Genomic DNA, 23,320 nt, shown 5'->3' on the forward strand with positions numbered 1-23,320 from the left:
CAGCTTGGCGGCTCAGCATAGTTGCACACGGCCGTCGAAGACCCGCTCGACGGGGCCGGTCATGATAAGCGCGGCGTCGTCGCCCGGCCACTCGATGGTCAGCCGGCCACCGCGCAGGTGGACGTCGACCGGGCTGTCGAGCAGCCCCTGGCGAATCCCGCTGGCCACCGCCGCGCAGGCCCCGGTGCCGCAGGCCAGCGTCTCGCCGGCGCCGCGTTCATAGACCCGCAGGCGGATCTCGTGGCGCGACACGACCTGCATGAAGCCGGCGTTGACCTGGCGCGGAAAGCGCGGGTGGCGCTCGATGGCCGGTCCCAGCCGCTCCACCGGGGCGCTGTCGACGGCGTCGACCCGCAGCACCGCATGCGGATTGCCCATCGATACCACGCCGACCTCGAGCCGTTCGCCGTCGACCTCCAGCGCATGGCGGACCAGATCGGCTTCGGCCGCGAACGGCACCGCCGCCGGGTCGAAGCGTGGCGTGCCCATATCGACGCGGACGCGTTCGTCGTCGTCCACGCGCAGGGTCAGCGGCCCGCCCAGTGTCTCGACGCGAATCTCGCGCTTGTGGGTCAGTTGCTGGTCGCGCACGAAGCGCGCGAAACAGCGCGCGCCGTTGCCGCAGTTCTCGACTTCGCCGCCGTCGGCGTTGTAGATGCGATAACGGAAATCCAGTTCCGGGTCGCGCGGCGGCTCGACCAGCAGCAGTTGATCGAAGCCGATGCCGAAATGGCGATCGGCCAGGCGGCGTATCTGCTCGGGCTCGAAACGCACGCGCTGGGTGACCAGGTCGACCACCATGAAGTCGTTGCCCAATCCATGCATCTTGGTGAAATGCACCCGCATCAGCGGCTCTCCGGCAGTAGCGCTTCGCCCGCCCACAGCGACTCGAGGCTTTCGCGCTGGCGCACCAGGTGCATGCGCTCGCCATCGACCATCACCTCCGCGGGCCGCGGGCGGCTGTTGTAGTTCGAGGCCATGACGAAACCGTAGGCGCCGGCCGAGCGCACCGCCAGCAGGTCGCCGGCGGCGATCGCCAGCTCGCGATCCTTGCCCAGGAAGTCGCCGGTCTCGCAGACCGGGCCGACCACGTCGTAGCGCGCCGAATCGCGCGGCTTGCGCGTATCCACCGGAATGATCGACTGCCAGGCCTGGTATAGCGACGGGCGGATCAAATCGTTCATGCCGGCGTCGATCACCGCGAAGTTCTTCTCCTCCCCGGGCTTTAAATACTCCACGCGGGTCAGCAGTACCCCGGCGTTGGCGGCGATCGACCGGCCGGGTTCGAACAGCAGCGTCAGCTTGCGCTGGCTGTCCCACTGGGCGAGCCGCTCGAGCAGCGCGCGGGCGTAGTCGTACGGCGCCGGCGGGGTCTCGCCGTGATAGGGCACGCCGAGCCCGCCGCCGAGATCCAGATGCTCGACGTGGATGCCGCGCTCGGCAAGCCGGTCGAGCAGCAGCAGAAGACGGTCCAGCGCAGCGATGAACGGTGCGAGCTCGGTGAGCTGTGAGCCGATATGGCAGTCGATGCCGACCACTTCGATATGCGCGAATTCGGCGGCCCGGGCATAGATGTCGAAGGCCTGGTCGGCGGGAATGCCGAACTTGTTGGCCTTGAGCCCGGTGGAGATGTACGGGTGCGTGCGCGCATCGACATCGGGGTTGACGCGCAGCGAGACCCGCGCGGTCTCGCGGCATTCGCCGGCCACCTCGTCGAGGCGCTCGAGCTCGGCCAGCGATTCGACGTTGAAGCACTTGATGCCCACTTCCAGCGCCCGGGCCATCTCGTGGCGCTGCTTGGCGACTCCCGAGAACACTACCTTGGCGGGATCGCCGCCGGCGGCCAGCACGCGTTCGAGCTCACCCACCGAGACGATATCGAAGCCGGCGCCGAGGCGCGCCAGCAAGTTGAGCACCGCGAGATTGGAGTTGGCCTTGACCGCGTAGCAGATCAGGTGCGGATGGCCGGACAGCGCTTCGCTGTAGGCGCGGTAGTGGCGCTCGAGGGTCGCTCGTGAGTAGACGTAGCAGGGCGTACCGAAGCGTTCGGCGACCTGAGCCAGCGGCACGTCCTCGCCATACAGCACGCCGTCGCGATAATCGAAATGATCCATGCTTACTCTCCGGCCCCGCGGGTGGTGGCGTTGCCGTTCGTCGTGGCGTCATCGTCGGCGCTGTCCGCAGCCCCTTCCGTCTGGGACGGCTGGGGCTGCGCCTCGGACTCCTCCGGATAGACGTCGGCCGGGTCGTATTGTTCGGCGGCCTGCTCGTCGCCGGGCATGTAGAGCGGGCCTTTCTGGCCGCAGCCGCTGAGCGCGGCGAGCGCGATGGCGAGTGCGGCGATGCGAAATGCGCTCATCAGCCTTCTCCCAGGGCGGCGAGGGCGTCGCGGGCGCGCTGGGCGGCGGCGCGGACCTGATCGGGCGCGGTGCCGCCGATATGGTTGCGCGCGGCGACCGAGCCCTCGAGCGTCAGCACCGCAAAGACGTCGTCGTCGATGCTCGCCGAGAAGCGCTTGAGCTCGTCGAGCGACATCTCGGAGAGATCCTTGCCCTGCTCGAGCCCATAGGCGACCGACTGGCCGACGATCTCGTGGGCATCGCGGAAGGCCACGCCCTTGCGCACCAGGTAGTCGGCCAGGTCGGTGGCGGTGGAGAAGCCGCGACGGGCCGCCTCGTGCATGTTGTCGGCCTTGGCCTCGATCGCCGGGATCATGTCGGCGAAGGCGCGCAGGCAACCCTTGACCGTATCGAGGGCGTCGAACAGCGGCTCCTTGTCCTCCTGATTATCCTTGTTGTAGGCCAGCGGCTGCGACTTCATCAGCGTCAAGAGGCTCATCAGGTGGCCGTAGACGCGACCGGTCTTGCCGCGCACCAGTTCGGGCACGTCGGGGTTCTTCTTCTGCGGCATGATCGAACTGCCGGTGCAGAAGCGATCGGGCAGGTCGATGAAGGCGAACTGCGCGCTGGTCCACAGCACCAATTCCTCGCTCATCCGCGACAGGTGCATCAGCAGCAGGCTGGCGAAGGCGGTGAATTCGATGGCGAAGTCACGATCGCTGACCGCGTCGAGCGAATTCTCGGCGGGGCGCTCGAAGCCCAGCAGCTCGGCGCTGACGTGGCGGTCGATGGGATAGGTGGTACCGGCCAGCGCGGCGGCGCCGAGCGGCATGACGTTGACTCGCTTGCGGCAGTCGCGCAGCCGCTCGTGGTCGCGGGCGACCATCTCCTGCCAGGCCAGCAGGTGGTGGCCGAAAGTCACCGGCTGGGCGGTCTGCAGGTGCGTGAAGCCGGGCATGATGGTCTCGGCCTCGGCGTCGGCCAGCTCGATCAGGCCGCGGCGCAGGCGCGCAATCTCGGCGTCGATGGTGTCTATCTCGTCGCGCAGGTAGAGACGGATGTCGGTGGCCACCTGATCGTTGCGCGAGCGCCCGGTATGCAACTTTTTGCCGGTGATGCCGATCTTCTCGGTGAGACGTGCCTCGATGTTCATGTGCACGTCTTCCAGTGTCACCGACCAGGGAAACTCGCCGGCCTCGATCTCGCGCTCGACGTCGCTGAGTCCCTGGATGATCGCGTCGCGTTCGTCGAGCGTCAGCACGCCGACGCGGGCGAGCATGGTGGCATGCGCGATCGAGCCGCGAATGTCGTGGTGATAGAGACGGCGATCGAAATTCACCGAGGCGGTGAACTGCTCGACGAAGGCATCGGTGGGTTCGCTGAAGCGGCCACCCCAGGACTGGTTGGTATGCTGGCTCATCGGGGTTGCGGATCCTGCATGGTCACGAGAACGTAGTGTCACGAGTGTACCAGAGTCAGCGCATCAGGCGAGTGAGCCGGCCGGCCCGCGGCCCGCCGGACGGGCGATTTTTCCTTGTCTGGCGACTGCTTTATGATGACGCCATGTATGCCGCATACGCTGGCGATCGATTCGCCGTCTTTTGCTCGGCCTCGCGCGTCGAGCCAAGCATCGAGCCCATTTCACCGAGCCCTTGCCGGGGCCGTGCCGGGAGAGCCCAGTACCGACTATGACGACTCTACGAATCGCCACCCGCAAGAGCCGCCTGGCCATGTGGCAGGCCGAACACGTGCGCGACCGGCTGATGGCCTTGCACCCGGGGTTGAACGTGGAACTGGTGGCGATGGCCACCAAGGGCGACAAGATCCTCGATACGCCGCTGGCCAAGGTCGGCGGCAAGGGCTTGTTCGTCAAGGAGCTCGAGGATGCCATGCTCGACGGGCGTGCCGACATCGCCGTGCACTCGATGAAGGACGTGCCGATGCACTTCCCCGAGGGGCTCGGCCTGTCGGTGATCCTCGAGGGCGCCGAGCCCACCGATGCGTTCGTTTCCAACCACTACGCCGATCCCGAGCAGTTGCCCGAGGGCGCCCGGGTGGGCACCTCGAGCCTGCGTCGCGGCCTGCAGATCAGTGAAGCGCGTCCCGATCTCGAGGTGCTCAGCCTGCGCGGCAACGTCCAGACCCGGCTGGGCAAGCTCGATGCCGGCGACTTCGATGCGATCATCCTCGCCACCTCCGGGCTGCGCCGGCTGGGGCTGGATGCACGCATCACCTATGAATTGCCCCCCGAAGTCAGCCTGCCGGCCTGCGGTCAGGGCGCGCTGGGCATCGAATGCCGTACCGACGACCCCGAGCTGCTGGCGCTGCTGGCGCCGCTCGATCACGCCGAGACCGCCACCCGGGTGCGCGCCGAGCGCGCCATGAACACCCGGCTCGAAGGTGGCTGCCAGGTACCCATCGGCGGTCATGCGGTGCTCGAGGAGGGCGGGCGCACGCTGTGGTTGCGTGCCCTGGTGGGCATGCCCGACGGCTCGCGGGTGCTGCGCGCCGAAGGCCGCGGCTCGGTGAACGAGCCCGAAACCCTCGGCGTGCGAGTCGCCGAGGACCTGCTCGACCAGGGCGCCGGCGAGATTCTCGCCCAGGTCTACGGCGAGGTTTGATGCGCCCGCGGGTATTGATCACCCGCCCCGGCGAGCGCGCCCGGCCACTGCAGCGGGCGCTGGCGGCGCGCGGCGCCGAGGTGGAGACGCTCGATGTGATGCGCCTGGAGGCGTGCGCCGAAACGCCGACGGTGCGCCAGGCCTGGCTCGACTTCGATAATTTCCAGCGGGTGGTTGTGGTCAGCCCCTTCGCCGCACAGTGCCTGGCCGAGGGGCTCGACCGCTACTGGCCGCAGTTGCCGCTGGGGCCGCGCTTTTATGCGCTGGGTGCGGGCAGCGCGCAGGTCCTCAACGAGCGGCTTGGCGTCCGCGTGCACCTGCCGCCCGGCGGGCAGGACAGCACCAGCGAGGCGCTATTGACGCTACCCTCGTTGCAGTGTCTCGCCGAGCAGCGGGTGCTGCTGGTGGCCGGCGAAGGCGGTCGTGAGCGGCTCGCCGAGGAGTTGACCCGGCGCGGCGCGCGGCTGACCCGGCTGGCGCTCTACCGGCGCGTGCTGCGTGCCCCCGAAGGGGGGGGCGAGCGACTGCTGGCCAGCGGCAATTACGCCGCGCTGGTGGTCACCAGCGGCGAACTGCTAGAACATCTGGCAGGATGGTGTGGTGCGGATGCGTTGAACCAACCGCTAATCGTTTCCAGTCGGCGTTTGGCTACACTGGCCGACACGCTGGGCTTTCTGCGCCCCCGGGTGGCGCGAGGCGCCTCCCCGGCCGCGCTGACGACAGCGGTGGCCGATGCCTGCGACCTGGATGGCGCCGATCATGACGATCTTGAAAAGGGCTAGCGACAGATGAGTAAGCAAGAGCACGATCAGGACGGACAGCGTGCGTCTTCAGGCGCGGGCAAGGACAAGGGCAAGGCGGACGAGGCGTCCAAGCGCCCGGCCGACGCGACCCCCGAGCAGAACGCTTCGGCGCCGCAGAACGGCGAGCGGCCCGCCGCATCGAAGGCCGACGAAGGCAAGCCGGCCACGTCGGAGCAAGGCGCGTCGGCCACCAAGACCCCGCCTGGCAGCTCCGCTAGCCCGGACAGCGCGAACGTCTCGAGCACGCGCTCGGCCACCGCGACGACGAAAAACGCCGACGCGGGCAAGAGCGATTCGGGCAAGAGCGACTCGGGCAAGAAGAGGGGCGGCAACAGACCGGCATCCGACGACGCCAAGTCGAGTGCCGCGGCATCCTCGACCACGCCCCCGAGCGACAAGCCCGCCGGCTCGCGCGATAGCGCTAAGCCTGCTGCGGCGAGCGCGGCCGCCAAGCCGACCGGCGGCAGCGGTTCGGGTGGCAAACCGCCGGGCGATCAGTCCGGCAATGGCGGCAAGGCCGGAGGCATCGCGCTGGCGCTGGTGATCGTCCTGGCGCTGGTCGTGCTGCTGGGTGGCTGGTGGGGCTGGCAGAAATTCCAGGCCCAGCAGCAGCGTCTGGCGCAGGCCGAAGGCAATGCTCAGGCGATCTCCCAGCTCCAGTCGCAACTCGGCGATGGCGACCAGCAACGCCAGCAGGCGATGCAGGCGCTGCGCAACGATTTCCAGCAGTACCGCGAGGAGATGAACGCCACCCTCGACAAGGTGCTCAAGCAACTCGCCAGCAAGCAGCAGACCGACACCAGCGAATGGCGCCTCGCCGAGGTCGAGTACCTGTTGCGGCTGGCTAACCAGCGCCTGCAGCTCGAACGCGACGTCAGGGGCGCGATGTCGCTGCTCAAGACCGCCGATGAGCGCCTGGCGCAGATCGACAACCCGGCACTGACGCCGGTGCGGCGCGCCATTCAGTCGGAGCTCGCCGCGCTCGACTCGGTCGTCGAGGTCGACCGCACCGGGATTTATCTGGAGCTGATGGCTCAGCAGGAGCAGCTTGCCCAGTTGCCGCTGGAGCAGGACATCCAGCAGCAGGCCGCCGAGGCCGGCGATACCTCGCCGGTGAAAGGTGGCTGGGAGCAGCAGCTGTCGCGCTTCGGTCAGGAACTCAAGGATCTGGTGGTGGTGCGCAAGCACGATCAGGCACTCGAGGCGTTGATGACCCCGGAGCAGGAATCCTACCTGCGTCAGAACGTACGTTTGCAGCTCGAGCAGGCCCAACTGGCGCTGTTGCAGAGCGATGCCAAGCTCTACGAGGCGAGCCTCGACAAGGCGCGTAAGCTGATCGAGCGCTACTACGATACCGACAATCAGGGGGTTGCCAATTCGCTCGAGCGGCTGGCCACACTGGCCGGCAAGAACGTGCATCCCGAGCTGCCGGATATCAGCGCGTCGCTGCAGCAACTGCGCGACTTCATGGAGCGTCGCCATGACGCCGGGAGCGACGCGGCATGAGAAAGTTCGTCCTGATCGTCGTCTTCGGCCTGGCCGTCGGCGCGTTGTTCGGCCAGTTGATGAAGTCGCTGCCCGGCTACTGGTTGATCCGGGTCGGCGACACCTCCTTCCAGACCTCCTTCTGGTTCGGGCTGATCCTGCTGCTGGCCGCGTTCCTGGTCCTGCACTTCGTGCTGCGGCTGCTGATGCGGCTGCGGCGTCCGGTCAGTCGGCTCAAGGTCTGGAACAGCCGCACCCGTAACCGCAATGCCATGCGGCGTACCGTGCGCGGTCTGGTGGCGCTCGCTGAGGGCCGCTGGAAGCGCGCCGAGAAGTCGTTGACCAAGGCGGCCGACGACTCCAGCACGCCGCTGGTCAACTATCTGTCGGCGGCGCTGGCGGCGCACTATCAGGGGCGCTACGAACAGGCCGACAGCCTGCTCAAGCGGGCCCATTTCAGCACCGAGGGCGCCGAAACCGCGGTCGGGCTGGTGCAGGCGCAGTTGATGCTCGACCGTCAACAGTTCGAGGAAGCGCTGGCGACGCTGACGCGCCTCGAGAAGCAATTGCCCGAGCATCCGCAGGTACTCAAGCTGCTCAAGCAGGCCTATCTCAGCGTCAATGACTGGGAGGGACTGCGCCGCCTGATGCCGCGGCTGGCTCGCCAGCAACTGGTCAGCGATGACGAGCGTCGTGAGCTCGAGCAGCGCGCCTATCGCGAGTTGATCCTGCAGGCGGCCCGGCCACCCGGCGATCTGGAGCGGGTGCGCAATCTATGGGCGGACATGCCCGATCATCTGCGCAACGAGGTCGAGCTGGTCGCCCTGTATACCGAGGCGTTGGTGCGCGGCAAGGAGGAGGGCCTGGCCGAACGGCTGCTGCGCCAGACCCTCAAGGAGCGCTGGGACAATCGCCTGGTGCTGCGCTACGGGCTGCTCAACGTCGATGCCGGACGCCAGCTGGCCTATGCCGAGAAATGGCTGCAGGAACGTCCCAACGATCCCGATCTGCTGCTGACCCTGGGGCGGCTTTCGCTGCGCAATGCCTATTGGGGCAAGGCGCAGGAGTACTTCGAGGCCAGTCAGCGCCAGCGCCCCAGCGGCGTGGTGTGCGCCGAACTGGCGCGGCTGTTCGCCAACCTCGGCGAACACAACAAGAGCCAGCTGTATTACCGTCAGAGCGTCGAACTGCTCGACAAGTCGCTACCGGCGTTGCCGCAGCCGAGCGACCACAATCCCTGACTGCAACGAATGCTCTCCTGGGCGCCCTCGGGCGCCCTTTTTTATGGCATCCAGTCGAGATGCAGCAGATTCCCGCTGTCAGTCGTCCCCGTGGCACAGCGCCGCGAAGGCCAGGGCGACCGCTTCGGCGCCCGGGTCGGTGACGCCGTCGAGGGCGCTTTCCGGAACGTAGGCCGAGCGACCGGCCGCGGCCCGCTTGAGGCGCGCGGTGGCGTCGGCACCCTGGCGTGCCGCGGCGGCGGCATCGCCCAGTCCCTGGCCGGCCTTGAGTGCCTCGATGGCCGGCACCAGCGCATCGATCATGGTGCGATCGCCTGGGCGGGCGCCGCCGTAGTGCTGCATGCCCTCGACGGCGGCGCCCAGGGCCTCGCCCCATGGCTTGCCCCGGCCGAGTGCCGCGCCGGCCGCGGTGGCGAAGATCGACAGCAATACGCCACTCGAACCGCCCATGTCCCGGGCCAGCAGTTCGCCGATGCCGTTCATCAGGGCGGCGGAATTGCGCGTGTCGAGGCGCCCGGCCTCGAGGGCCCTGCCGATGGCCGCCGCGCCGCTGGCCATGCTGCTGCCGGCATCGCCATCGCCGCTGCGCGCATCCAGCTCGTCCAGCGCTTCGCGGGCCTCGCTGAGCGCATCGAGGATCCGGCGCAGCGCATGGGCAGTGGCTGCCTCCTGCGGCGCAGCGTCTGTGAGCATGCTGGCTTGCCTGACGGCGGCGGGCTCGAAGCGCTGCGGCGTGCGAACGCGACGCACGCCCGGCCAGCCGGGTGCCGCCGTCGGTGCGTTCAGCGCGGCGGCAAGCGACTCGCTATGCGCCATCAAGGTGACGGAGAAACCGTGCATGTCGAGCGAGGTCATCAGTGGTGCGGGGCCGACCAGCAGCGCCAGGCGCTCGGTGCCGAGTTCGGCGAGCAGCGCCTGGGCCAGCACGTTCATCTCCTGGGTGGCGCAGCCGCCGAGGTTGTTGAGCAGGGCGACCATCGGTGTCTGTGCGTCGTGACGTTCACCCATCGTCGCCAGCAGGGGCGTGAGCACTGCGCTCATCGCCTCGCGGGCCGTGGCTGGCGAGACGCGCTGGGCGCCGGCCTCGTTGTGGATGCCCAGGCCTAGCTCCGGCGAGCGCTCGTCGGGGGCCTGGCCCGGCATGCTCGCACCGCGCAGTGCCATGCCCAGCGAGGCCATCTGTCCTGCGGCTTCGCTTGCCAGCCGGGCGACTTCGGCCAGCGATTCGCCCTGCGCGGCGTGATAGCCCGCGACCTTGTGAACGGCGACGGTACCGGCGATGCCGCGCGGCTGTGGCGCGTCCTCCAGCGCGATATCGTCGGCCACGATCACCATCTCGACAGCGAGCCCTTCGCCGCGGGCGCGTTCGGCGGCCAGGCCGAAATTGAGTCGGTCGCCAGTATAGTTCTTGACGATCAGCAGGCAGCCGGCCTGGCCACAGACTTCGCGAATGCCGCTGAGCACGGCCTCGACGCTGGGCGAGGCGAACAGGTTGCCGGCGATCGCTCCGGTCAGCATGCCCTCGCCGACGAAGCCTGCGTGGGCGGGCTCGTGGCCTGACCCGCCACCGGAGAGCACGGCCACCTGGTCGTTACCGTGGCGGTCCTTGTCCCAGTCGGCGCGCAGCATGAGGCGCATGCCGCTGGCGGCGGACGAGAGGCGCACGGGGCCCAGGTACGCCTCGGCTTCGAGGATTTCCGCGACGAGATCGTCCGGGGCATTGTAGAAATGATCCATCGGTGACTCCTGGAACAAAGCGAAGGTGGCGCCTAAAGGGTAGCGTCTGGAGGCGCCAACGACAGGCCCACAAACGCAAAATCCCGCCTGAAAGCGGGATCTGTAGTGTCCTGGCCGCCCGTGATTCGGGTGGCCAGTGTGCCCATTCGGTATCAGCGATCCTGGGGATCGTCGATGTCGTCGCTGTCGGGCTTGCGGTGAGACGGGTCGCTGACCTGGTAGACCGGTGGCGCTGCGTCGCCGCTGGCGTCGTCCGCTTCCCGCGTGTCCACGGCCTGACGGCGCTCCTCGACCAGGCGGATGTTGGCCGGCGGTGCGCCGCCATTCTTGTCTTCGCCGAAATACAGTGTGGTATGCGGGAACGGAATCTCGATACCCGCGGCGTCGAAGCGCAGCTTGACCAGGCGATTGTAGGCACGGCCCACGCCCCACTGGTCGCCCGGCGTGGTCTTGATCACCACGCGAATGTTGACCGAGCTATCGGCCAGCGCTATCACGCCGGCTACGGTCAGCGGCGCCAGCAGCTTGTGGCCGTGCTCCTCGCTGGACTTGAGGTCCTCGAAGGCGAGCTCCAACTGGGCGATGGCGTCGTCGATGCTCTCACGATAGGCGATGCCGTACTCGCCGACATGATTGCCGAATTCGCGCATGTAGTTGGAGACGGTATCGACGCTTGAGAACGGCACGATGTGGTAGGTGCCGGCCAGGTCGCGAATGCCCACCGAGCGAATGCTCAGCCGCTCGGCGGTACCGGTGACCCCGCCGACGGTGACCACGTCGCCGGTGTTCATGGCGTTCTCCACCTGGATGAATACCCCGGTGATGATGTCCTGAACCAGCTTCTGGGCGCCGAAGCCGATCGCCAGACCGATCACCCCTGCGCCGGCGATTAGCGGGCCGATGTTGATGCCTATCTCGGCCAGCACGATCATCGCGGTCATGGTGATCAGGGCGATCGCCAGGGCGTTGCGGAACAGGCTGAGCAGCGTCTTGGCGCGGGCGGTAGGTTCGCCGCTGCCGGTCTCGGGATTGAGACGGTGCTCGATGAGGCTGGCCAGGGCGATCCACAGAGCGCAGGCGACCACCAGGATGATGATTACGTCGGTCAGCTTGCTGACCGTACCGCGACCGGCATCGGTGGCATACCAGGCGGCCAGGTCGAAGACGCCCCAGGCGTTGAGTATCAGCATCGTCACGGCGATCAGAATGATCGCACGGATTATCTTGAGGAAGGTGGGGATATAGGCATTGAGCCGCGCCTCCAGTTTGGGCAGCTTGCGTCGCAGGTCGTCGGAGAGCGTGATGCGCCGGCCGATCAACTGGGTGAGTACGCCCGATAGCAATAGCCCCAGCCCGGCTATGATCAGCGTCTGGAGGGTCGCCGCGGCAACGCTCGGCAGGGCGTCTTCGGGGCGCGCGATGCTGACCAGCAGGACAACCAGGAAGTAGACGATGGCCAGCAGATGCCAGACCTTGCCCAGCAGCCGCAGAGCCACCCGGCTGGGACTCATGGTGGCCTGCTCGGCCTTGGCCTCGAGGGCGGCACGCACCTTGGTACGGTTCTTGAGTACCATCAGGGTGGCGTAGATGAACGCCAGCAGCATGATGATTAGACCGGCTCCCTGGCCCAGAGCCGGCGACAGATTGAAATTGATGATCGGTACCAGCACCAGCATACCGTAGCCCACGAAGCCGGTGAGCGTGGCCAGCCAGCGGTTCCAGTGTTTCGCTTCATCGGTGGCGATCGGTACCAGCCGCAGGCCCTCGTAGTGCGATGAGAACAACATGCGTATCGCCGCCTTGACCAGTTCGATGATCAAGAAGGCATTGAGGAACAGCGAGGCCTGGGTGGACAGGCTGCCGTTATCGCCGATGGCGAAGGTGGCGATCAGGTTGCCGCCGATATAGGCCAGAGCGACGATGAGCACGTCGATAAGCGCGGCAACGGCCACGGCACCGATCAAGCGCAGCAGCGCGCTACGCCCCTCGCTTGCTTGCGACCATCGGCTGATGCGGCTGAACAGCGGGTGGCCGAGGCGCCGCAGGATGAAGAACACCGCGAAGGTGGCGATGATCACCAGGCCCAGATTGATCGCCGCCGCCATGACGGCCGCGCTGTCGATGCCCGGGCTGACATCGACCTGGGGTGCGAACAGCCCGCCCAGCGCGATGGCCAGGGCTTTGAACTGACTGCCGATATCGCCGGCGACGCTACTGGTCAGCTCGGCCAGACGCCGCGCCAGAGAGACCTGCTCGGGGCTTTGATCGCTGGGTGCCTGCTCGGCCACGGCCTCGGCGCTGGGAGCCTCGCCGGGGAGCGCTCGCTCGCCTGCCGTGGTCGTCTTGGCCAATGCGCGCAACTCCTCGATCAGGCGCTGCCGCGAGGCTTCGTTCTCGAGCAGATCGGCGAGCGTGGCGTAGGCCGGTCCCGACTGTTCCGGTTCCGCGGCGTCCGACGGCGCGGAGACTTCCTGGGCGAATGCCGGCAAGGCGAAGCACACCATCAAGGCCAGCCCCAGCCAGTAACCTAGCCAAGGGATATTGCGCGATTTCGGCACGTTAAACCTCCATGTAACGGCGGCGCTGGCCTGCCGGTTGGTTGTCGCTCATCGGTGTCGCTGAAAACCCGCGTCAGGCGTAGCCAGCTCGATGAAGAGTCAGGCAAAGCTCTCTATCCTTCACTACCCTATCTGGAGTCTGCGGCTAGGGCGTGAATAGACGTTTTTAAGGTGGCCAGCAGGGTTTCGGTAAGCGCTGGCTTGGAAAAAAAACAGTAAAATTATTATACGCATGTTGTACATGAGGTGGTAGATACGCAAGGCTACCATAACCTGACGCTACTCATTGACTGGGTAACTGCAAGGAGCGTGGAAGCGCCAGGCATGCCGTTTCGAAGAGGCAGCGGCTAGCCGCCGCCGGATCGGTCTGAACGCGACCGCGACAATTAAAAAGGAAGGGATCATCCATGTTTAAAGTCACGCTGGAACTGCGTTGCAACGTCTGTAGCGGCGAGCGCTTCATGCTGCCATCGCTGGACGAGACCGATCAGACCATCCGCTGTGCCGAATGCCGAGCGTTCAAATGTCATGGCGACGATCTCGAGAGGATATTGGCGGGCGACAGCGGTTTGCCGCGTCATGCTCAGCGCTCGGCTTCCTGGCAATTGGCCGCCCGCTGAAGGGGTAGCCTGAAGTTACAGCCACCCCGGCAACAGGGTGGCTTTTGCAGGGCTTGGCAGGTGCGGCTCAACCGGCGGCGGGATCGGCATCCTTTTTGCGCTGTTGCTCACCGAGGCCCTCGACGTCCGAACGGTTCATGCGGGCGACTTCTTCCTCTGCGGCCTCGCGGCTATCGAACATGCCGATGGTGGCACCGGTGTCGCTATCGTAGACCTCGTATTTTGCAGTCTCGACGTTATGAGGATCCGGCAGTTCACGCCAGGTGATGGTTTTCTTGAGCATCGCTGGTTTGCCTCCTTGGCGGGATGTCGTTCGAGTGTGGCACAGGGAGGGCCGGGTATCGAAGCCTCTGCGGCCCTGAGTGCCGGTTGGTCCATTGCCTCGCTTGAGCATGGCTTCCCTGGTTACATGACGCAGGAGTCGAGCACTCTGCGAGTGTGACCTGAAATTTCGCCTATCCAGCGGGCATTTTCCATCTCGACGATCCGCCGCCTAGGCTGCCAAACTTCGACCTGTTGTTGTTGCGACTTACTAAGGACAGTGAGAAAAATGAAAATGGAAAGTGATCGCTCGTTACATATCTGCCGATATTGTTGGACGCTCGTATATATCCAGCATGCGTTGGATGCCATGCCTCCTGCTTGCCCACAATGCTGTCATCATGAGTATGAGCCCGTCGTCAGTTCCGCGACCGGTCGGACGCCGAAGGCCCTCGGACATCTATTGATGGCCGACGTGCGGTAAGGCTTGTCGGTGTCGAGGTGGCTCGGTATGTTGAGCGTGTTTGACGACTCAATTCAGTGATACCGGGAGTGGCAGCATCGAAACCCTCAATAAGGCCGCACTTGTTACCGGTGGGGCGACCCGTATCGGTCGTTTCTTTGCGATGCACCTGGCGCAGCAAGGCTATGACGTCGCACTGCACTACCACCATTCCAGCGAGCAGGCTACTCAGGTAGCCGAAGCGATTCGCGATATGGGGCAGGCCTGTGAGTGCCTGCCCTGCGATTTTCGTCAGGGCGATGTCGAGACGCTTATCTCGCGCTCCAGGGCACGCTTTCCGGGGCTTTGCGTCTTGGTCAACAGCGCGTCGGCCTATGCGGCAGCTGCTATTGCCGAAACCTCCGGGGCGCTTCTCGAGGAGCAGTTCGCCGTCAATCTCTTCGCGCCGTTTCGACTGACACGCAGCTTTGCCAAAGAGATCGGCGAGGGCGATATCGTCAATATTCTCGATAACAAGATCGCGTTCAATCAGCCAGCCTATGCGGCCTATCTGCTCGCCAAGAAAAGTCTCGGTGAGCTGACCCGCATGGCAGCCCTGGAACTCGCTCCACGCATTCGCGTCAATGCCATTGCGCCGGGCGTGGTGCTACCGGCCTCGGTACGCAGCGACGATTACCTGGCCTGGCGTCGCGGCGGCATTCCGCTGGCGCGTCAGGGCGAACTGGACGAACTGGGGCAGGCGCTCGACTATTTGCTGAAGAATCGCTTCGTCGCGGGGCAGACGTTGTTCGTCGACGGGGGAGAGTCGCTCAAGCGGGAGGGGCGTCATTCCGAGAATTATCCCGGCGATCTTTGAGCCTCGGCAACGCTTGTAGCGGGTCTTTTGCAAGACGGGTGCGCTGCTGGCTGCCGAGTACGAAAAAGCCAGTGGCGATGAGCATCGCCACCGGCTAGCGGTTAGGTCACGCCTTCTTGCTACCTTCCTGGCGTGTGGCCTTGGAGCCCTTGGGACGCACGTAAAGCACCAGGGCATGGTCGACGAGTTCGTAACCGTGTTCTTCGGCTATCTCGTGCTGAAGCCTTTCGATGCCCTCGTCGAAAAACTCGACGATCTTGCCGCTTTCCAGGCAGACCATGTGATCGTGATGTTCCTCTTGGGACACCTCGAACAGGGCATGCCCGCCATCGAAGTGATGGCGAATGACCAGGCCGGCGGCCTCGAACTGAGTCAGCACGCGGTACACGGTAGCCAGACCGACATCCTCACCGGCATCCAGCAAGGCCTTGTAGACGTCCTCGGCGCTGAGATGGGTCTCCATGTTTCGAGACTTCTCAAGAATTTGCAGGATCTTGACGCGAGGAAGCGTGACTTTCAGCCCTGCCCGGCGCAATTCATGGTTCTGGTCGGCCATGGTTACTCTTCGCAGTATCGTGGTGGGTCGGTTATGATCGACCAAAGCAACGATAGTGAAGAACGGGGCCAAATGCAAAACCTGATCAAAACAGTCATCTTCTCCTTCGCGCTGATACTCGTCAGCGGCTGTAGCTACTTAGGCGTCTATAAGCGCGACTTGCCCCAGGGCAACCTGATCACCCAGGACATGCTGGCTCAACTGGAGCTCGGCATGAGCCGTGAGCAGGTACAGTATGTGATGGGCAGTCCACTGCTCGAAGCGCCATTCAATGACGACCAGTGGGACTATGTATTCCGCCTTGACGAGGCCTACAGCGGTGTCATCTACAAACGCCTGACGCTCACTTTCGACAACGATCGTCTGATCGACATGCAGGCTTTTGGCGACATCGGTACCAACATCGACCTCAAGCCGGAAAATGGGCCGGGCCCGGCGATGCAGGACAATGCACGCCCGGACAGCGTCATCGACGCGACGCCCAGCCGTACTTCGTTTAGGGATACGCCGGCCGAGTAATCGCTTGCCGGCCGGAGCCCAGGGTTGCCGGCTATTGGCCGGCCGAACGGTCGGCACGCTGACGGCGGGCCTGCTTGGGGTCGATGAGCAGCGGGCGATACACCTCGACCCGGTCGCCGGGTTGCAGGATATGCGCCTGAGGCTCGCGCAGGGTCTTGCCGAAGATACCCAGCGCCGCCTGCGTAAAGGTCGACTCAGGCAGCTCGGGGAAGAAGCGGGCGAGATCCGCCTTGCGTACGGCCTCGCGGGCCGTCGTGCCTGCAGCCACTCTCAAAGCGACGATTTTCTGGCGCTGGGGAAGCGCGAAAGCCACTTCGACGCTGATCGTTGCCGCTTTGTCGTGTTCAGTAGCGGCCATAGACATCATCGGCACGCCGCGTGAAGGCATCAACCAACTGGCTGGCAACCTGGCTGAACAGCTTGCCGAACGCCATGCCGAGTATGCGGTTGGAAAACTCGAAGTGCATCTCCAGCGACACCTTGCAGGTGTTCTCGCCCATCGGGGTGAATAGCCACTGGCCCTGCAGGCGCTTGAACGGGCCGCTGACCAGCGACAGCTCGATGCGCTCGGGCGGGTAGAGGTCGTTGCGAGTGGTGAAGCTCTGCTCGACGCCGGCCTTTGCCAGTGTCAGTTCGCCGATCAAGTGCTCTTCATCGCGCTCGATCAGTCGGGTACGCCGACAGCCCGGCAGAAATTCCGGGTAGCGCTCGAAATCGTTGACCAGATCGAACATGGCCTGGGCGGAATGTCGCACCAATGCGGACCGATTGACCGTGGGCATGTACCTCTCCGCTGACTTCCCTGTGACTGGAGCGTATCATGGCGATTTATCTCGCCAAGCCCTTGAAGGATATCATGCCTCACCCCATGTGGGGTCTACTGGGCGTCACCGCATAGCGACATACGAGGACTCATGGGCAAGAATAAAGCCAACAAGGTGGGCAGCAGCGCCATCGCGCTCAACAAGAAGGCGCGCTTCGAGTACCACATCGAGGAAACCTTCGAGGCGGGCCTGGCTCTGGCGGGTTGGGAAGTAAAGAGCCTGCGTGCCGGCAAGGCTCAGCTCACCGATACCTATATTCTGGTCAAGAACGGTGAGGCTTGGCTCCTGGGTAGCCATTTCATGCCGCTCAACACTACCAGTACCCATGTGCTGGCCGATCCGACGCGCACGCGCAAGTTGCTGCTGCACCGCAAGGAGATCGCCAAGATATTCTCGCGCACACAGGACAAGGGGCATACCTGTGTACCGCTCAAGCTTTACTGGAAAAAGAACCTGGTGAAATGCGAGTTGGCGCTGGTCACCGGCAAGAAGCAACACGACAAGCGTGCCACCGAGAAGGAGCGCGACTGGAATCGTCAGAAGGCGCGTATCATGCGCGACAACAAGTGAGAGAAACGAGCTGCGTTGTACCTGAGAAAAGCACTCTGGTATAATTTCTTCGTGTTTTGGGGGCGACATGGCTTCGACGCCGGTGACAATCCCTGAGGTGCATGCCGAGAGCGTGATGTATCTCGTAAATCCAACATCACGATTAAATAGTCGCAAACGACGAAAACTACGCTCAGGGCGCACTGGCAGCTTAAAAACTGCTAGTGTTAGCCTGGCCCCGAAGCGATGTGCCCATTCATCGTGGACGGGAGACGAGCGCAAAGTAATGGGATCGCGATTGGCGGCGCCTTCACGTCAATCGTCAAACTTAAGAAGGCTCGCGTTGCTGGATCCTGCCCGTCGGAGTCAGCAACGCTAAAACAAAAGACGGAACTAAGCATGTAGAGCCAATGGGCGAGTGCCGGCGGACGGGGGTTCAATTCCCCCCGCCTCCACCACTCAAGCATACGAATCAAGCACCTACGGGTGCTTTTTTCGTTTCTAGCAATAGTCTGGCTCGTCGCAACATGGCGTGGCTGCTTTTATGATCCCCGGGCGCCCGGACTTGGCACTTGCGGCGCACAGCGACCAACGCGAACACGAAAGAGCCCGGCCAATGGACGGGCTCTTGACGCTGCGAAACGGTTGACGACCGAGTGCGGTGAAGTGGCCTAGCCGTTGTGGACGTTGCTGCCGATCGCTGCGCTGGTGTCGGCATCACTGTTAGCGGCGTTCGGATAACCGGTCGTAGCGCTGGGCTGAACGCGCAAGTTGCCGGGTTCCAGCGGCTCGCCCAGTTCGTTGCTGCCGCAAAGCGTGAAACGTGCCAGGTGCTTGCGCGCGGCTCCGAACAGCTGATGCTCGACCCGTTGGGGGAGAGTGGCTGCGTCGCGGACGCTGATATCGCATGTTCCTTCACGGGAGTCGTAACGCACTCGCTCGATATGGGGCGCAACGCCGAATGTGGCGGCATCCTGTACAAAGCGCAGCATCTCGGCGAGTTCGTTGGCGCGGGCATTGGCGCTGACGATCGGTACATCGAAGGCGATCAGTTCGCTGGGCTGCACTTGGCGTGCATCGTCTGCGAAGTAATCGTTCTGCTCGGTCATGGTGATCTCCCTGTCGATAATCATGCTCCTTGTACCCGGTAGTCGGAGCGCCCCCGGCTGCCGAGAACACCCGAAAGTAACCCAGCATCGCCCGGGATGCCTGATCATGGGTTAACTCTGTGCGTTTTCTCATCCGAGACAACCCGCGCTGCTAAGTCTTACCGGTCACACGAGCGATAGGCACAAGGCGCCAGGCCCTGAACGCCCGGGCGCACGCTGAACAGGGCGCCGGCCTGGCTTTGTGCGTCACAGCCCTCGGCGGCGGTGGTAATATACAGCGTGGCGAGATCGTCGCCGCCGAAGGTGCAGCAGGTGACGCGCGAGGCCGGCAGTCGGATCTCCTGATCGCGGCGGCCGTCGGCAAGGAAGCGGGTCACCCGGGCGCCCTCCCAATGGGCGACCCAGAGGCCGTCTTCGGCGTCCAGCGTCATGCCGTCGGGGAAGCCGTCTTCCTCGCTGAAACGGATGTGGAGACGCTTGTTGGCGAGCATGCCGTCGTCGGCCAGATCGAATGCATAGATCGTGCGCGCCGGGCTATCGGTGTGGTAGAGCGTGCCGCCATCGGCGCTGATCGCCGGGCCGTTGGTCACGGTGTAGGGGCGGTCCATCTCGTGCAGGCCGCGCTTGTCGAAGCGCAACAGTCGGCCGCTGGCCGCCTGCTCCTGGTTGTCCATGCTGCCGAACCAGAGCCGACCCCTGGGATCGGCCTTGCCGTCGTTGAGGCGATGGCCGGGAACATCGAGGACCGGCTCGGCGAGCGTCTCCAGGATGCGTGGCGAACCATCCTCCAGGGTGAGATGGACGAGCCGCGAGCGTAGCCCGGCGACGAGCCCGCCATCGGCATGCGGCGCCAGCCAGCAGCAGGCCTCCTCGAGCGGCCAGCTATGCGTTTCGCCGCTGTCCGGGGTATAGCTCAACAGGCGGCTGCCGAGTATGTCGACGAATAGCAGGCAGCGGTACTCGCTAGACCACAGCGGCCCTTCGCCGAGCCGGGTTCGGGCGTTCCAGAGATTTTGCGGTTGTGTGGTCATGGGCTCCTCGTCGAGAACGGTACGAACGCGTTCTACTAGAGTGCCGCAAGCGAGCCGCGATGAGAACGCATGCGGATGACAGCTTTCGGCGGAAGTGCTAAGTATGGACACCGTTTGCCGGACCGAGTCGCGCTGCACGCCGCGCCGTTGAACGCGAAGCCGATTTGTCGCGAAGCCAATTTTATAAGGGAAGCGCCGTGAAGTTGTTGATTCTGGACGCCCCCCACTGCTTGAGCCTGGCGCTGGCGCGCGAGGCCAACCGGCGGGGGGACACCGAGCTGACCATCGAGGAGGACTTGGTCCTCGACCCTGACCGGCTCACTGAAACGGCACCGGATGCCGTGTTGATTCCGCCACTGGTGCAGCCGAGCGATGCCGATCCATCCGCGGTCATGGCCCATGCCGAAGCGGTGGAAGGGTGCCTGGAGTGTTGCCAGCGCTACGATGTGCCGTTGGTCTGGTGCGTGTCCGACCAGCTCTACGAAGACGGCGCCGACACGCCGATCGACGAACACGTGATCCCGTCGCCGCGTGACGAGAACCTGCGCCGGCTGATCGTGACCGGCAACCGGGTTCGCGAGCAACACGGCCGCCACCTGATCGTGCGCCTGGGGCCGCTGTTTGCCCTCGAAGGCGCCGGAGCCTGGCTGACCGAGCTGATCGATACGCTGATGGCCGGCCGGCAAGTGCGGGTCGCCGAAGACATCATCTTCTGTCCCACTTCGGTGGATTCCGTGGCGCTGGCATTGATCGGCATGCTGCAGCAGCTAGGCTGCGGCGCCAATGCCTGGGGTGCCTATCACCTGGCCGGAACCGAGCCGGTCAGCGGCTACACCTTTGCCTCGGTAGTGCGCACCCAGCTGGCGACGCGTCTCGAGGGGCTCGGCAAGCAGGTGGCGCTCGGCGAGCTCATGGCGCTCAATCATCACCACGATCAACCGCTGAGGCGGGTGCTCAACTGCCGGCGAGTGCTGGATGCCTTCGGCGTCCACCAGAAACCCTGGCGGCTCGAGCTGGGCCGCATGCTGGATACCTGGTGCCAGGCCTACCAGGCCCAGGAGGCGCTATGAACGCGATTCGCAGCGCGATCTTCTATGTCGGCTACTTCCTGGCCATCCTGGTATTCGGTCTGCTGTGCCTGCCGGTCACACCGCTGTTGCCGTTGGCCGGGCGCTATCGGCTGCTCAATCTCTACAATCACTTCATCGTCGGCTGGTTCGCCTGGGCCTGTGGGGTGCGTTACACGGTGCGCGGACGCGACAACGTGCCGGCGGGGCCGGTGGTGATACTCGCCAATCACCAGTGCGAATGGGAGACGCTGTTCCTGCAGATTCTCAAGCCGCCGGTATGCACCGTGCTCAAACAGGAGCTGCTCAACCTGCCGCTGTTCGGCTGGGCGCTGCGGCTATTGCATCCGATTGCGCTGGATCGCTCGCGCCCGGCACGGGCCATGAAGCAGGTCCTCTCGCAGGGCCCGCAGCGCCTGCGCGAAGGCTTGTCGGTGCTGATCTTCCCCGAGGGCACGCGGGTCGAGCCGGGTCATCGGCGGCGTTACAACAAGAGCGGGGCGGTGATCGCCTGTCGGGCCGGCGTGCCGGTGCTGCCGGTGGCGCACAATGCCGGCGAGCGCTGGCCGGGGCGGCACTGGGTCAAGAACCCAGGCCCGTTGAATGTCGTGGTCGGTCCGCCGATCGCTACCGAGGGGCGCACGCCGGAAGCGGTGCTGGTCGAGGTCGAGGCCTGGATCGAGGAGCAGTTGACGTCGATTTCCGAAGTGCCGCGCCCGGCGACCGCCAGCGAGGCGGCAGCCGGCAAGCTGCCGGTCTAGCCGGACCACTGGGCCATCGTTCCCGAGCCATGAACAAGCAAAAGGCACCCGTTTAGGGTGCCTTTGCTATACATGCGGCCATTGCACAGGCCGAAGACGGCCGGTGTCAGTCCTTCAGGCGCTGTAGCACCAGGCAGGCATTGGTGCCGCCGAAGCCGAAGCTATTGGACAGTACCCGTTCGAGCGTCACGTTGTCGCGGCGCTGGGTGACGATGTCGAAACCTTCGGCCTGGTCGTCGAGCGCCTCGACATTGGCCGAGGCGGCAACGAAACCGTGCTCCATCATCAGCAGCGAATAGATCGCTTCCTGAACGCCGGTAGCGCCCAGCGAGTGACCGGTCAGCGACTTGGTCGAACTCATCGCCGGGGTGCGATCGCCGAATACCTCGCGCACCGCCTTGAGCTCGGCGACGTCGCCGACCGGCGTCGAAGTGCCGTGGGTATTGATGTAGTCGATGCTGCCGTCGACCGTGGCCATGGCCTGGCGCATGCAGCGCGCCGCACCTTCGCCGGAGGGCGCGACCATGTCGTAGCCGTCGGAGGTCGCGCCGTAGCCGACCACCTCGGCGTAGATCTTGGCACCGCGCGCCTTGGCGTGCTCGAGTTCCTCGAGCACCACGATGCCGCCGCCGCCGGCGATGACGAAGCCGTCACGGCCCTTGTCGTAGGGCCGCGAAGCCTGCTCGGGGCGGTCGTTATAGCCCGTGGTCAGGGCGCCCATGGCGTCGAACAGGCACGACAGCGTCCAGTGTTCCTCTTCGCCGCCGCCGGCGAACACCACGTCCTGCTTGCCGAGCTGGATCTGCTCGACGGCATTGCCGATGCAGTGGGCAGAGGTCGCGCAGGCCGAGGAGATCGAATAGTTGACCCCCTTGATCTGGAACGGCGTGGCCAGGCACGCCGATACGGTACTGCCCATGGTGCGCGTGACGCGGTAGGGGCCAACCCGGCGCAGGCCCTTTTCGCGCAACACATCGGCGGCCTCGACCTGGTTGGCGCTCGAGGCGCCGCCGGAACCGGCGATCAATCCGGTACGCTCGTTGGACACCTGTTCGGGGGTCAGCCCGGCGTCCTCGATGGCCTGGGCCATGGATACATAGGCGTAGGCGGCCGCATCGCCCATGAAGCGGCGCTGCTTGCGGTCGACCAGCGCATCGAGGTCGATATCGACCACCCCGGCGACATGGCTGCGGAATCCGCGTTCGGCGTAGTCGTCCTTGAAGCGAATGCCGGAGCGGCCGCTTCTGAGGGCATCCAGAACCTGCTGCTGGTCATTGCCGAGGCAGGAAACGATGCCCAGGCCGGTGACTACCACTCGTCTCATGGAAGCCTCCTGATCAGAAATTCGCGGTGGAGGTGAACAAGCCGACACGCAGGTCATTGGCCTGATAGATGTCACGGCCGTCGACCGAAACGGTGCCGTCGGCGATGCCCAGTATCAACCGCCGGGTAATGATCCGCTTGAGGTTGATCCGGTAGGTGACCTTGTCGGCATCCGGCATGATCTGGCCCGAGAACTTGACCTCGCCGCAGCCCAGCGCACGTCCGCGGCCCGGATGGCCCAGCCAGCCGAGATAGAAGCCGACCAATTGCCACATGGCATCCAGGCCCAGGCAGCCGGGCATCACCGGATCGCCCGGGAAGTGGCAGTCGAAGAACCACAGGTCGGGATGGATATCCAGCTCGGCGATCAGTTCGCCCTTGTCGTACTGACCGCCGGCCTCGTGAATCTGCGTGATGCGGTCGAGCATCAGCATGTTGGGAGCCGGTAGCTGGGCATTGCCCGGGCCGAACAGTTCGCCGCGGCTGCATGCCAGCAGTTCTTCGTAGCTGAAAGAGTGTTGCTTGGTCACTGAGTCATTCCGAGAGTCCGAATTGTTGTGCCACGCACCCGGCGCAGACGCGCCTAGTCTACTGGCA

General features: G+C 64.9%; 23 protein-coding genes, 1 other RNA gene and 1 pseudogene. 11 read left to right on the top strand and 14 right to left on the bottom strand.

The annotated features are described in order from the left end of the window. Window positions 1–12: 12 nt before the first annotated feature. From dapF to argH, 4 genes and pseudogenes are all read right to left on the bottom strand, one after another. On the bottom strand, window positions 13–846 hold the full coding sequence (gene dapF / locus R6258_RS04235; protein WP_318447815.1) for a diaminopimelate epimerase: 834 nt from the start codon (window positions 844–846) through the stop codon (window positions 13–15). Beyond that, window positions 846–2,114, bottom strand: a complete 1,269-nt coding sequence (gene lysA, locus R6258_RS04240; protein ID WP_318447818.1) for a diaminopimelate decarboxylase — start codon at window positions 2,112–2,114, stop codon at window positions 846–848. The genes dapF and lysA overlap by 1 nt, the downstream gene beginning before the upstream one ends. A 137-nt stretch (window positions 2,115–2,251) precedes the next feature. Then, window positions 2,252–2,359, bottom strand: a pseudogene (gene lptM / locus R6258_RS18855) (LPS translocon maturation chaperone LptM); the annotation flags it as partial. Then, on the bottom strand, window positions 2,359–3,759 hold the full coding sequence (argH, locus tag R6258_RS04250) for an argininosuccinate lyase (protein ID WP_318447823.1): 1,401 nt from the start codon (window positions 3,757–3,759) through the stop codon (window positions 2,359–2,361). The pseudogene lptM and the gene argH, both read right to left, overlap by 1 nt. A gap of 268 nt (window positions 3,760–4,027) precedes the next feature. On the opposite strand from argH, the gene hemC reads away from it, so the two are divergent. The 4 genes from hemC to R6258_RS04270 are packed head-to-tail and all read left to right on the top strand — an operon-like array spanning window position 4,028 to window position 8,489. After that, entirely contained in the window at window positions 4,028–4,960 is a 933-nt protein-coding gene (hemC, locus tag R6258_RS04255; RefSeq protein WP_318447825.1) for a hydroxymethylbilane synthase, read from the top strand. Then, window positions 4,960–5,742 (top strand): uroporphyrinogen-III synthase, encoded by a 783-nt coding sequence (locus R6258_RS04260; protein ID WP_318447826.1) that lies wholly within the window; start codon window positions 4,960–4,962, stop codon window positions 5,740–5,742. Before hemC ends, R6258_RS04260 begins: the two co-directional genes overlap by 1 nt. A gap of 6 nt (window positions 5,743–5,748) precedes the next feature. Continuing rightward, the gene (locus tag R6258_RS04265; protein WP_318447829.1) at window positions 5,749–7,269 is read left to right on the top strand and encodes a uroporphyrinogen-III C-methyltransferase; all 1,521 of its coding nucleotides are present in this window, start codon (window positions 5,749–5,751) and stop codon (window positions 7,267–7,269) included. Then, the gene (locus R6258_RS04270; protein WP_318447831.1) at window positions 7,266–8,489 is read left to right on the top strand and encodes a heme biosynthesis HemY N-terminal domain-containing protein; all 1,224 of its coding nucleotides are present in this window, start codon (window positions 7,266–7,268) and stop codon (window positions 8,487–8,489) included. The genes R6258_RS04265 and R6258_RS04270 overlap by 4 nt, the downstream gene beginning before the upstream one ends. Before the next feature lie 78 nt (window positions 8,490–8,567). Here the strand turns inward: R6258_RS04270 and R6258_RS04275 are convergent, their stop codons facing one another. Then, the gene (locus tag R6258_RS04275; RefSeq protein ID WP_318447833.1) at window positions 8,568–10,226 is read right to left on the bottom strand and encodes a dihydroxyacetone kinase subunit DhaK; all 1,659 of its coding nucleotides are present in this window, start codon (window positions 10,224–10,226) and stop codon (window positions 8,568–8,570) included. A gap of 152 nt (window positions 10,227–10,378) precedes the next feature. Further along, the gene (ybiO, locus tag R6258_RS04280; protein WP_318447835.1) at window positions 10,379–12,784 is read right to left on the bottom strand and encodes a mechanosensitive channel protein; all 2,406 of its coding nucleotides are present in this window, start codon (window positions 12,782–12,784) and stop codon (window positions 10,379–10,381) included. Window positions 12,785–13,191: 407 nt separating this feature from the next. Between ybiO and R6258_RS04285 the strand changes: the two genes are divergently transcribed. Beyond that, a complete protein-coding gene (locus tag R6258_RS04285) occupies window positions 13,192–13,404 on the top strand; it encodes a hypothetical protein (RefSeq protein ID WP_318447837.1) in 213 nt (70 codons plus the stop codon). A 67-nt stretch (window positions 13,405–13,471) separates the two neighbouring features. Here the strand turns inward: R6258_RS04285 and R6258_RS04290 are convergent, their stop codons facing one another. Continuing rightward, a complete protein-coding gene (locus R6258_RS04290; RefSeq protein ID WP_318447839.1) occupies window positions 13,472–13,687 on the bottom strand; it encodes a hypothetical protein in 216 nt (71 codons plus the stop codon). Window positions 13,688–14,189: 502 nt separating this feature from the next. On the opposite strand from R6258_RS04290, the gene R6258_RS04295 reads away from it, so the two are divergent. After that, window positions 14,190–14,984 (top strand): SDR family oxidoreductase, encoded by a 795-nt coding sequence (locus R6258_RS04295; RefSeq protein ID WP_318447842.1) that lies wholly within the window; start codon window positions 14,190–14,192, stop codon window positions 14,982–14,984. A 106-nt stretch (window positions 14,985–15,090) separates the two neighbouring features. On the opposite strand, the gene fur is transcribed toward R6258_RS04295, so the two are convergent. After that, window positions 15,091–15,540 (bottom strand): ferric iron uptake transcriptional regulator, encoded by a 450-nt coding sequence (gene fur / locus R6258_RS04300; RefSeq protein WP_318447844.1) that lies wholly within the window; start codon window positions 15,538–15,540, stop codon window positions 15,091–15,093. A gap of 33 nt (window positions 15,541–15,573) precedes the next feature. On the opposite strand from fur, the gene R6258_RS04305 reads away from it, so the two are divergent. Continuing rightward, a complete protein-coding gene (locus R6258_RS04305; protein WP_318447846.1) occupies window positions 15,574–16,059 on the top strand; it encodes an outer membrane protein assembly factor BamE in 486 nt (161 codons plus the stop codon). Between the two features lie 31 nt (window positions 16,060–16,090). Here R6258_RS04305 and R6258_RS04310 read toward each other — a convergent pair whose 3' ends face one another. Both R6258_RS04310 and R6258_RS04315 read right to left on the bottom strand, forming a co-directional pair. After that, window positions 16,091–16,417 carry an RnfH family protein gene (locus tag R6258_RS04310; protein WP_318447848.1) on the bottom strand — a complete coding sequence of 109 codons (327 nt, stop codon included), beginning with the start codon at window positions 16,415–16,417 and terminating at the stop codon, window positions 16,091–16,093. Then, entirely contained in the window at window positions 16,404–16,841 is a 438-nt protein-coding gene (locus tag R6258_RS04315; protein WP_318447851.1) for a type II toxin-antitoxin system RatA family toxin, read from the bottom strand. Before R6258_RS04315 ends, R6258_RS04310 begins: the two co-directional genes overlap by 14 nt. Before the next feature lie 132 nt (window positions 16,842–16,973). Here R6258_RS04315 and smpB point away from each other — a divergent pair, with 132 nt between their 5' ends. Together smpB and ssrA are read left to right on the top strand one after the other, a co-directional pair. Further along, window positions 16,974–17,453 (top strand): SsrA-binding protein SmpB, encoded by a 480-nt coding sequence (gene smpB, locus R6258_RS04320; RefSeq protein WP_318447852.1) that lies wholly within the window; start codon window positions 16,974–16,976, stop codon window positions 17,451–17,453. Window positions 17,454–17,511: 58 nt separating this feature from the next. Next, window positions 17,512–17,890: a transfer-messenger RNA gene (gene ssrA / locus R6258_RS04325) on the top strand. Between the two features lie 213 nt (window positions 17,891–18,103). Here ssrA and R6258_RS04330 read toward each other — a convergent pair. Next, window positions 18,104–18,541 (bottom strand): hypothetical protein, encoded by a 438-nt coding sequence (locus R6258_RS04330; RefSeq protein ID WP_318447853.1) that lies wholly within the window; start codon window positions 18,539–18,541, stop codon window positions 18,104–18,106. 158 nt (window positions 18,542–18,699) lie between these two features. Continuing rightward, complete coding sequence (locus R6258_RS04335) at window positions 18,700–19,572, bottom strand: SMP-30/gluconolactonase/LRE family protein (RefSeq protein ID WP_318447856.1); 873 nt, start codon at window positions 19,570–19,572, stop codon at window positions 18,700–18,702. Window positions 19,573–19,769: 197 nt separating this feature from the next. On the opposite strand from R6258_RS04335, the gene R6258_RS04340 reads away from it, so the two are divergent. After that, window positions 19,770–20,642: a sugar nucleotide-binding protein gene (locus R6258_RS04340; RefSeq protein WP_318447858.1), complete on the top strand. Its 873-nt coding sequence runs from the start codon at window positions 19,770–19,772 to the stop codon at window positions 20,640–20,642. After that, the gene (locus R6258_RS04345) at window positions 20,639–21,400 is read left to right on the top strand and encodes a lysophospholipid acyltransferase family protein (RefSeq protein WP_318447861.1); all 762 of its coding nucleotides are present in this window, start codon (window positions 20,639–20,641) and stop codon (window positions 21,398–21,400) included. Before R6258_RS04340 ends, R6258_RS04345 begins: the two co-directional genes overlap by 4 nt. Window positions 21,401–21,506: 106 nt before the next feature. On the opposite strand, the gene fabB is transcribed toward R6258_RS04345, so the two are convergent. Together fabB and fabA are read right to left on the bottom strand one after the other, a co-directional pair. Then, entirely contained in the window at window positions 21,507–22,724 is a 1,218-nt protein-coding gene (fabB, locus tag R6258_RS04350; RefSeq protein ID WP_318447864.1) for a beta-ketoacyl-ACP synthase I, read from the bottom strand. Between the two features lie 13 nt (window positions 22,725–22,737). Then, window positions 22,738–23,253: a 3-hydroxyacyl-[acyl-carrier-protein] dehydratase FabA gene (gene fabA, locus R6258_RS04355; RefSeq protein ID WP_318447866.1), complete on the bottom strand. Its 516-nt coding sequence runs from the start codon at window positions 23,251–23,253 to the stop codon at window positions 22,738–22,740. Between the last annotated feature and the right edge of the window lie 67 nt (window positions 23,254–23,320).

Source organism: Halomonas sp. HP20-15 (assembly GCF_033446685.1).
In the GTDB taxonomy this organism is placed as follows: Bacteria; Pseudomonadota; Gammaproteobacteria; order Pseudomonadales; family Halomonadaceae; genus Modicisalibacter.

Excerpts from the sequence above, each read along its gene's own strand:
- dapF (WP_318447815.1), bottom strand. The coding sequence starts at position 846 with ATGCGGGTGCATTTCACCAAGATGCATGGATTGGGCAACGACTTCATG.
- lysA (WP_318447818.1), bottom strand. The coding sequence starts at position 2,114 with ATGGATCATTTCGATTATCGCGACGGCGTGCTGTATGGCGAGGACGTG.
- argH (WP_318447823.1), bottom strand. The coding sequence starts at position 3,759 with ATGAGCCAGCATACCAACCAGTCCTGGGGTGGCCGCTTCAGCGAACCC.
- hemC (WP_318447825.1), top strand. The coding sequence starts at position 4,028 with ATGACGACTCTACGAATCGCCACCCGCAAGAGCCGCCTGGCCATGTGG.
- R6258_RS04260 (WP_318447826.1), top strand. The coding sequence starts at position 4,960 with ATGCGCCCGCGGGTATTGATCACCCGCCCCGGCGAGCGCGCCCGGCCA.
- R6258_RS04265 (WP_318447829.1), top strand. The coding sequence starts at position 5,749 with ATGAGTAAGCAAGAGCACGATCAGGACGGACAGCGTGCGTCTTCAGGC.
- R6258_RS04270 (WP_318447831.1), top strand. The coding sequence starts at position 7,266 with ATGAGAAAGTTCGTCCTGATCGTCGTCTTCGGCCTGGCCGTCGGCGCG.
- R6258_RS04275 (WP_318447833.1), bottom strand. The coding sequence starts at position 10,226 with ATGGATCATTTCTACAATGCCCCGGACGATCTCGTCGCGGAAATCCTC.
- R6258_RS04285 (WP_318447837.1), top strand. The coding sequence starts at position 13,192 with ATGTTTAAAGTCACGCTGGAACTGCGTTGCAACGTCTGTAGCGGCGAG.
- R6258_RS04290 (WP_318447839.1), bottom strand. The coding sequence starts at position 13,687 with ATGCTCAAGAAAACCATCACCTGGCGTGAACTGCCGGATCCTCATAAC.
- fur (WP_318447844.1), bottom strand. The coding sequence starts at position 15,540 with ATGGCCGACCAGAACCATGAATTGCGCCGGGCAGGGCTGAAAGTCACG.
- R6258_RS04305 (WP_318447846.1), top strand. The coding sequence starts at position 15,574 with ATGATCGACCAAAGCAACGATAGTGAAGAACGGGGCCAAATGCAAAAC.
- R6258_RS04310 (WP_318447848.1), bottom strand. The coding sequence starts at position 16,417 with ATGGCCGCTACTGAACACGACAAAGCGGCAACGATCAGCGTCGAAGTG.
- R6258_RS04315 (WP_318447851.1), bottom strand. The coding sequence starts at position 16,841 with ATGCCCACGGTCAATCGGTCCGCATTGGTGCGACATTCCGCCCAGGCC.
- smpB (WP_318447852.1), top strand. The coding sequence starts at position 16,974 with ATGGGCAAGAATAAAGCCAACAAGGTGGGCAGCAGCGCCATCGCGCTC.
- R6258_RS04330 (WP_318447853.1), bottom strand. The coding sequence starts at position 18,541 with ATGACCGAGCAGAACGATTACTTCGCAGACGATGCACGCCAAGTGCAG.
- R6258_RS04335 (WP_318447856.1), bottom strand. The coding sequence starts at position 19,572 with ATGACCACACAACCGCAAAATCTCTGGAACGCCCGAACCCGGCTCGGC.
- R6258_RS04345 (WP_318447861.1), top strand. The coding sequence starts at position 20,639 with ATGAACGCGATTCGCAGCGCGATCTTCTATGTCGGCTACTTCCTGGCC.
- fabB (WP_318447864.1), bottom strand. The coding sequence starts at position 22,724 with ATGAGACGAGTGGTAGTCACCGGCCTGGGCATCGTTTCCTGCCTCGGC.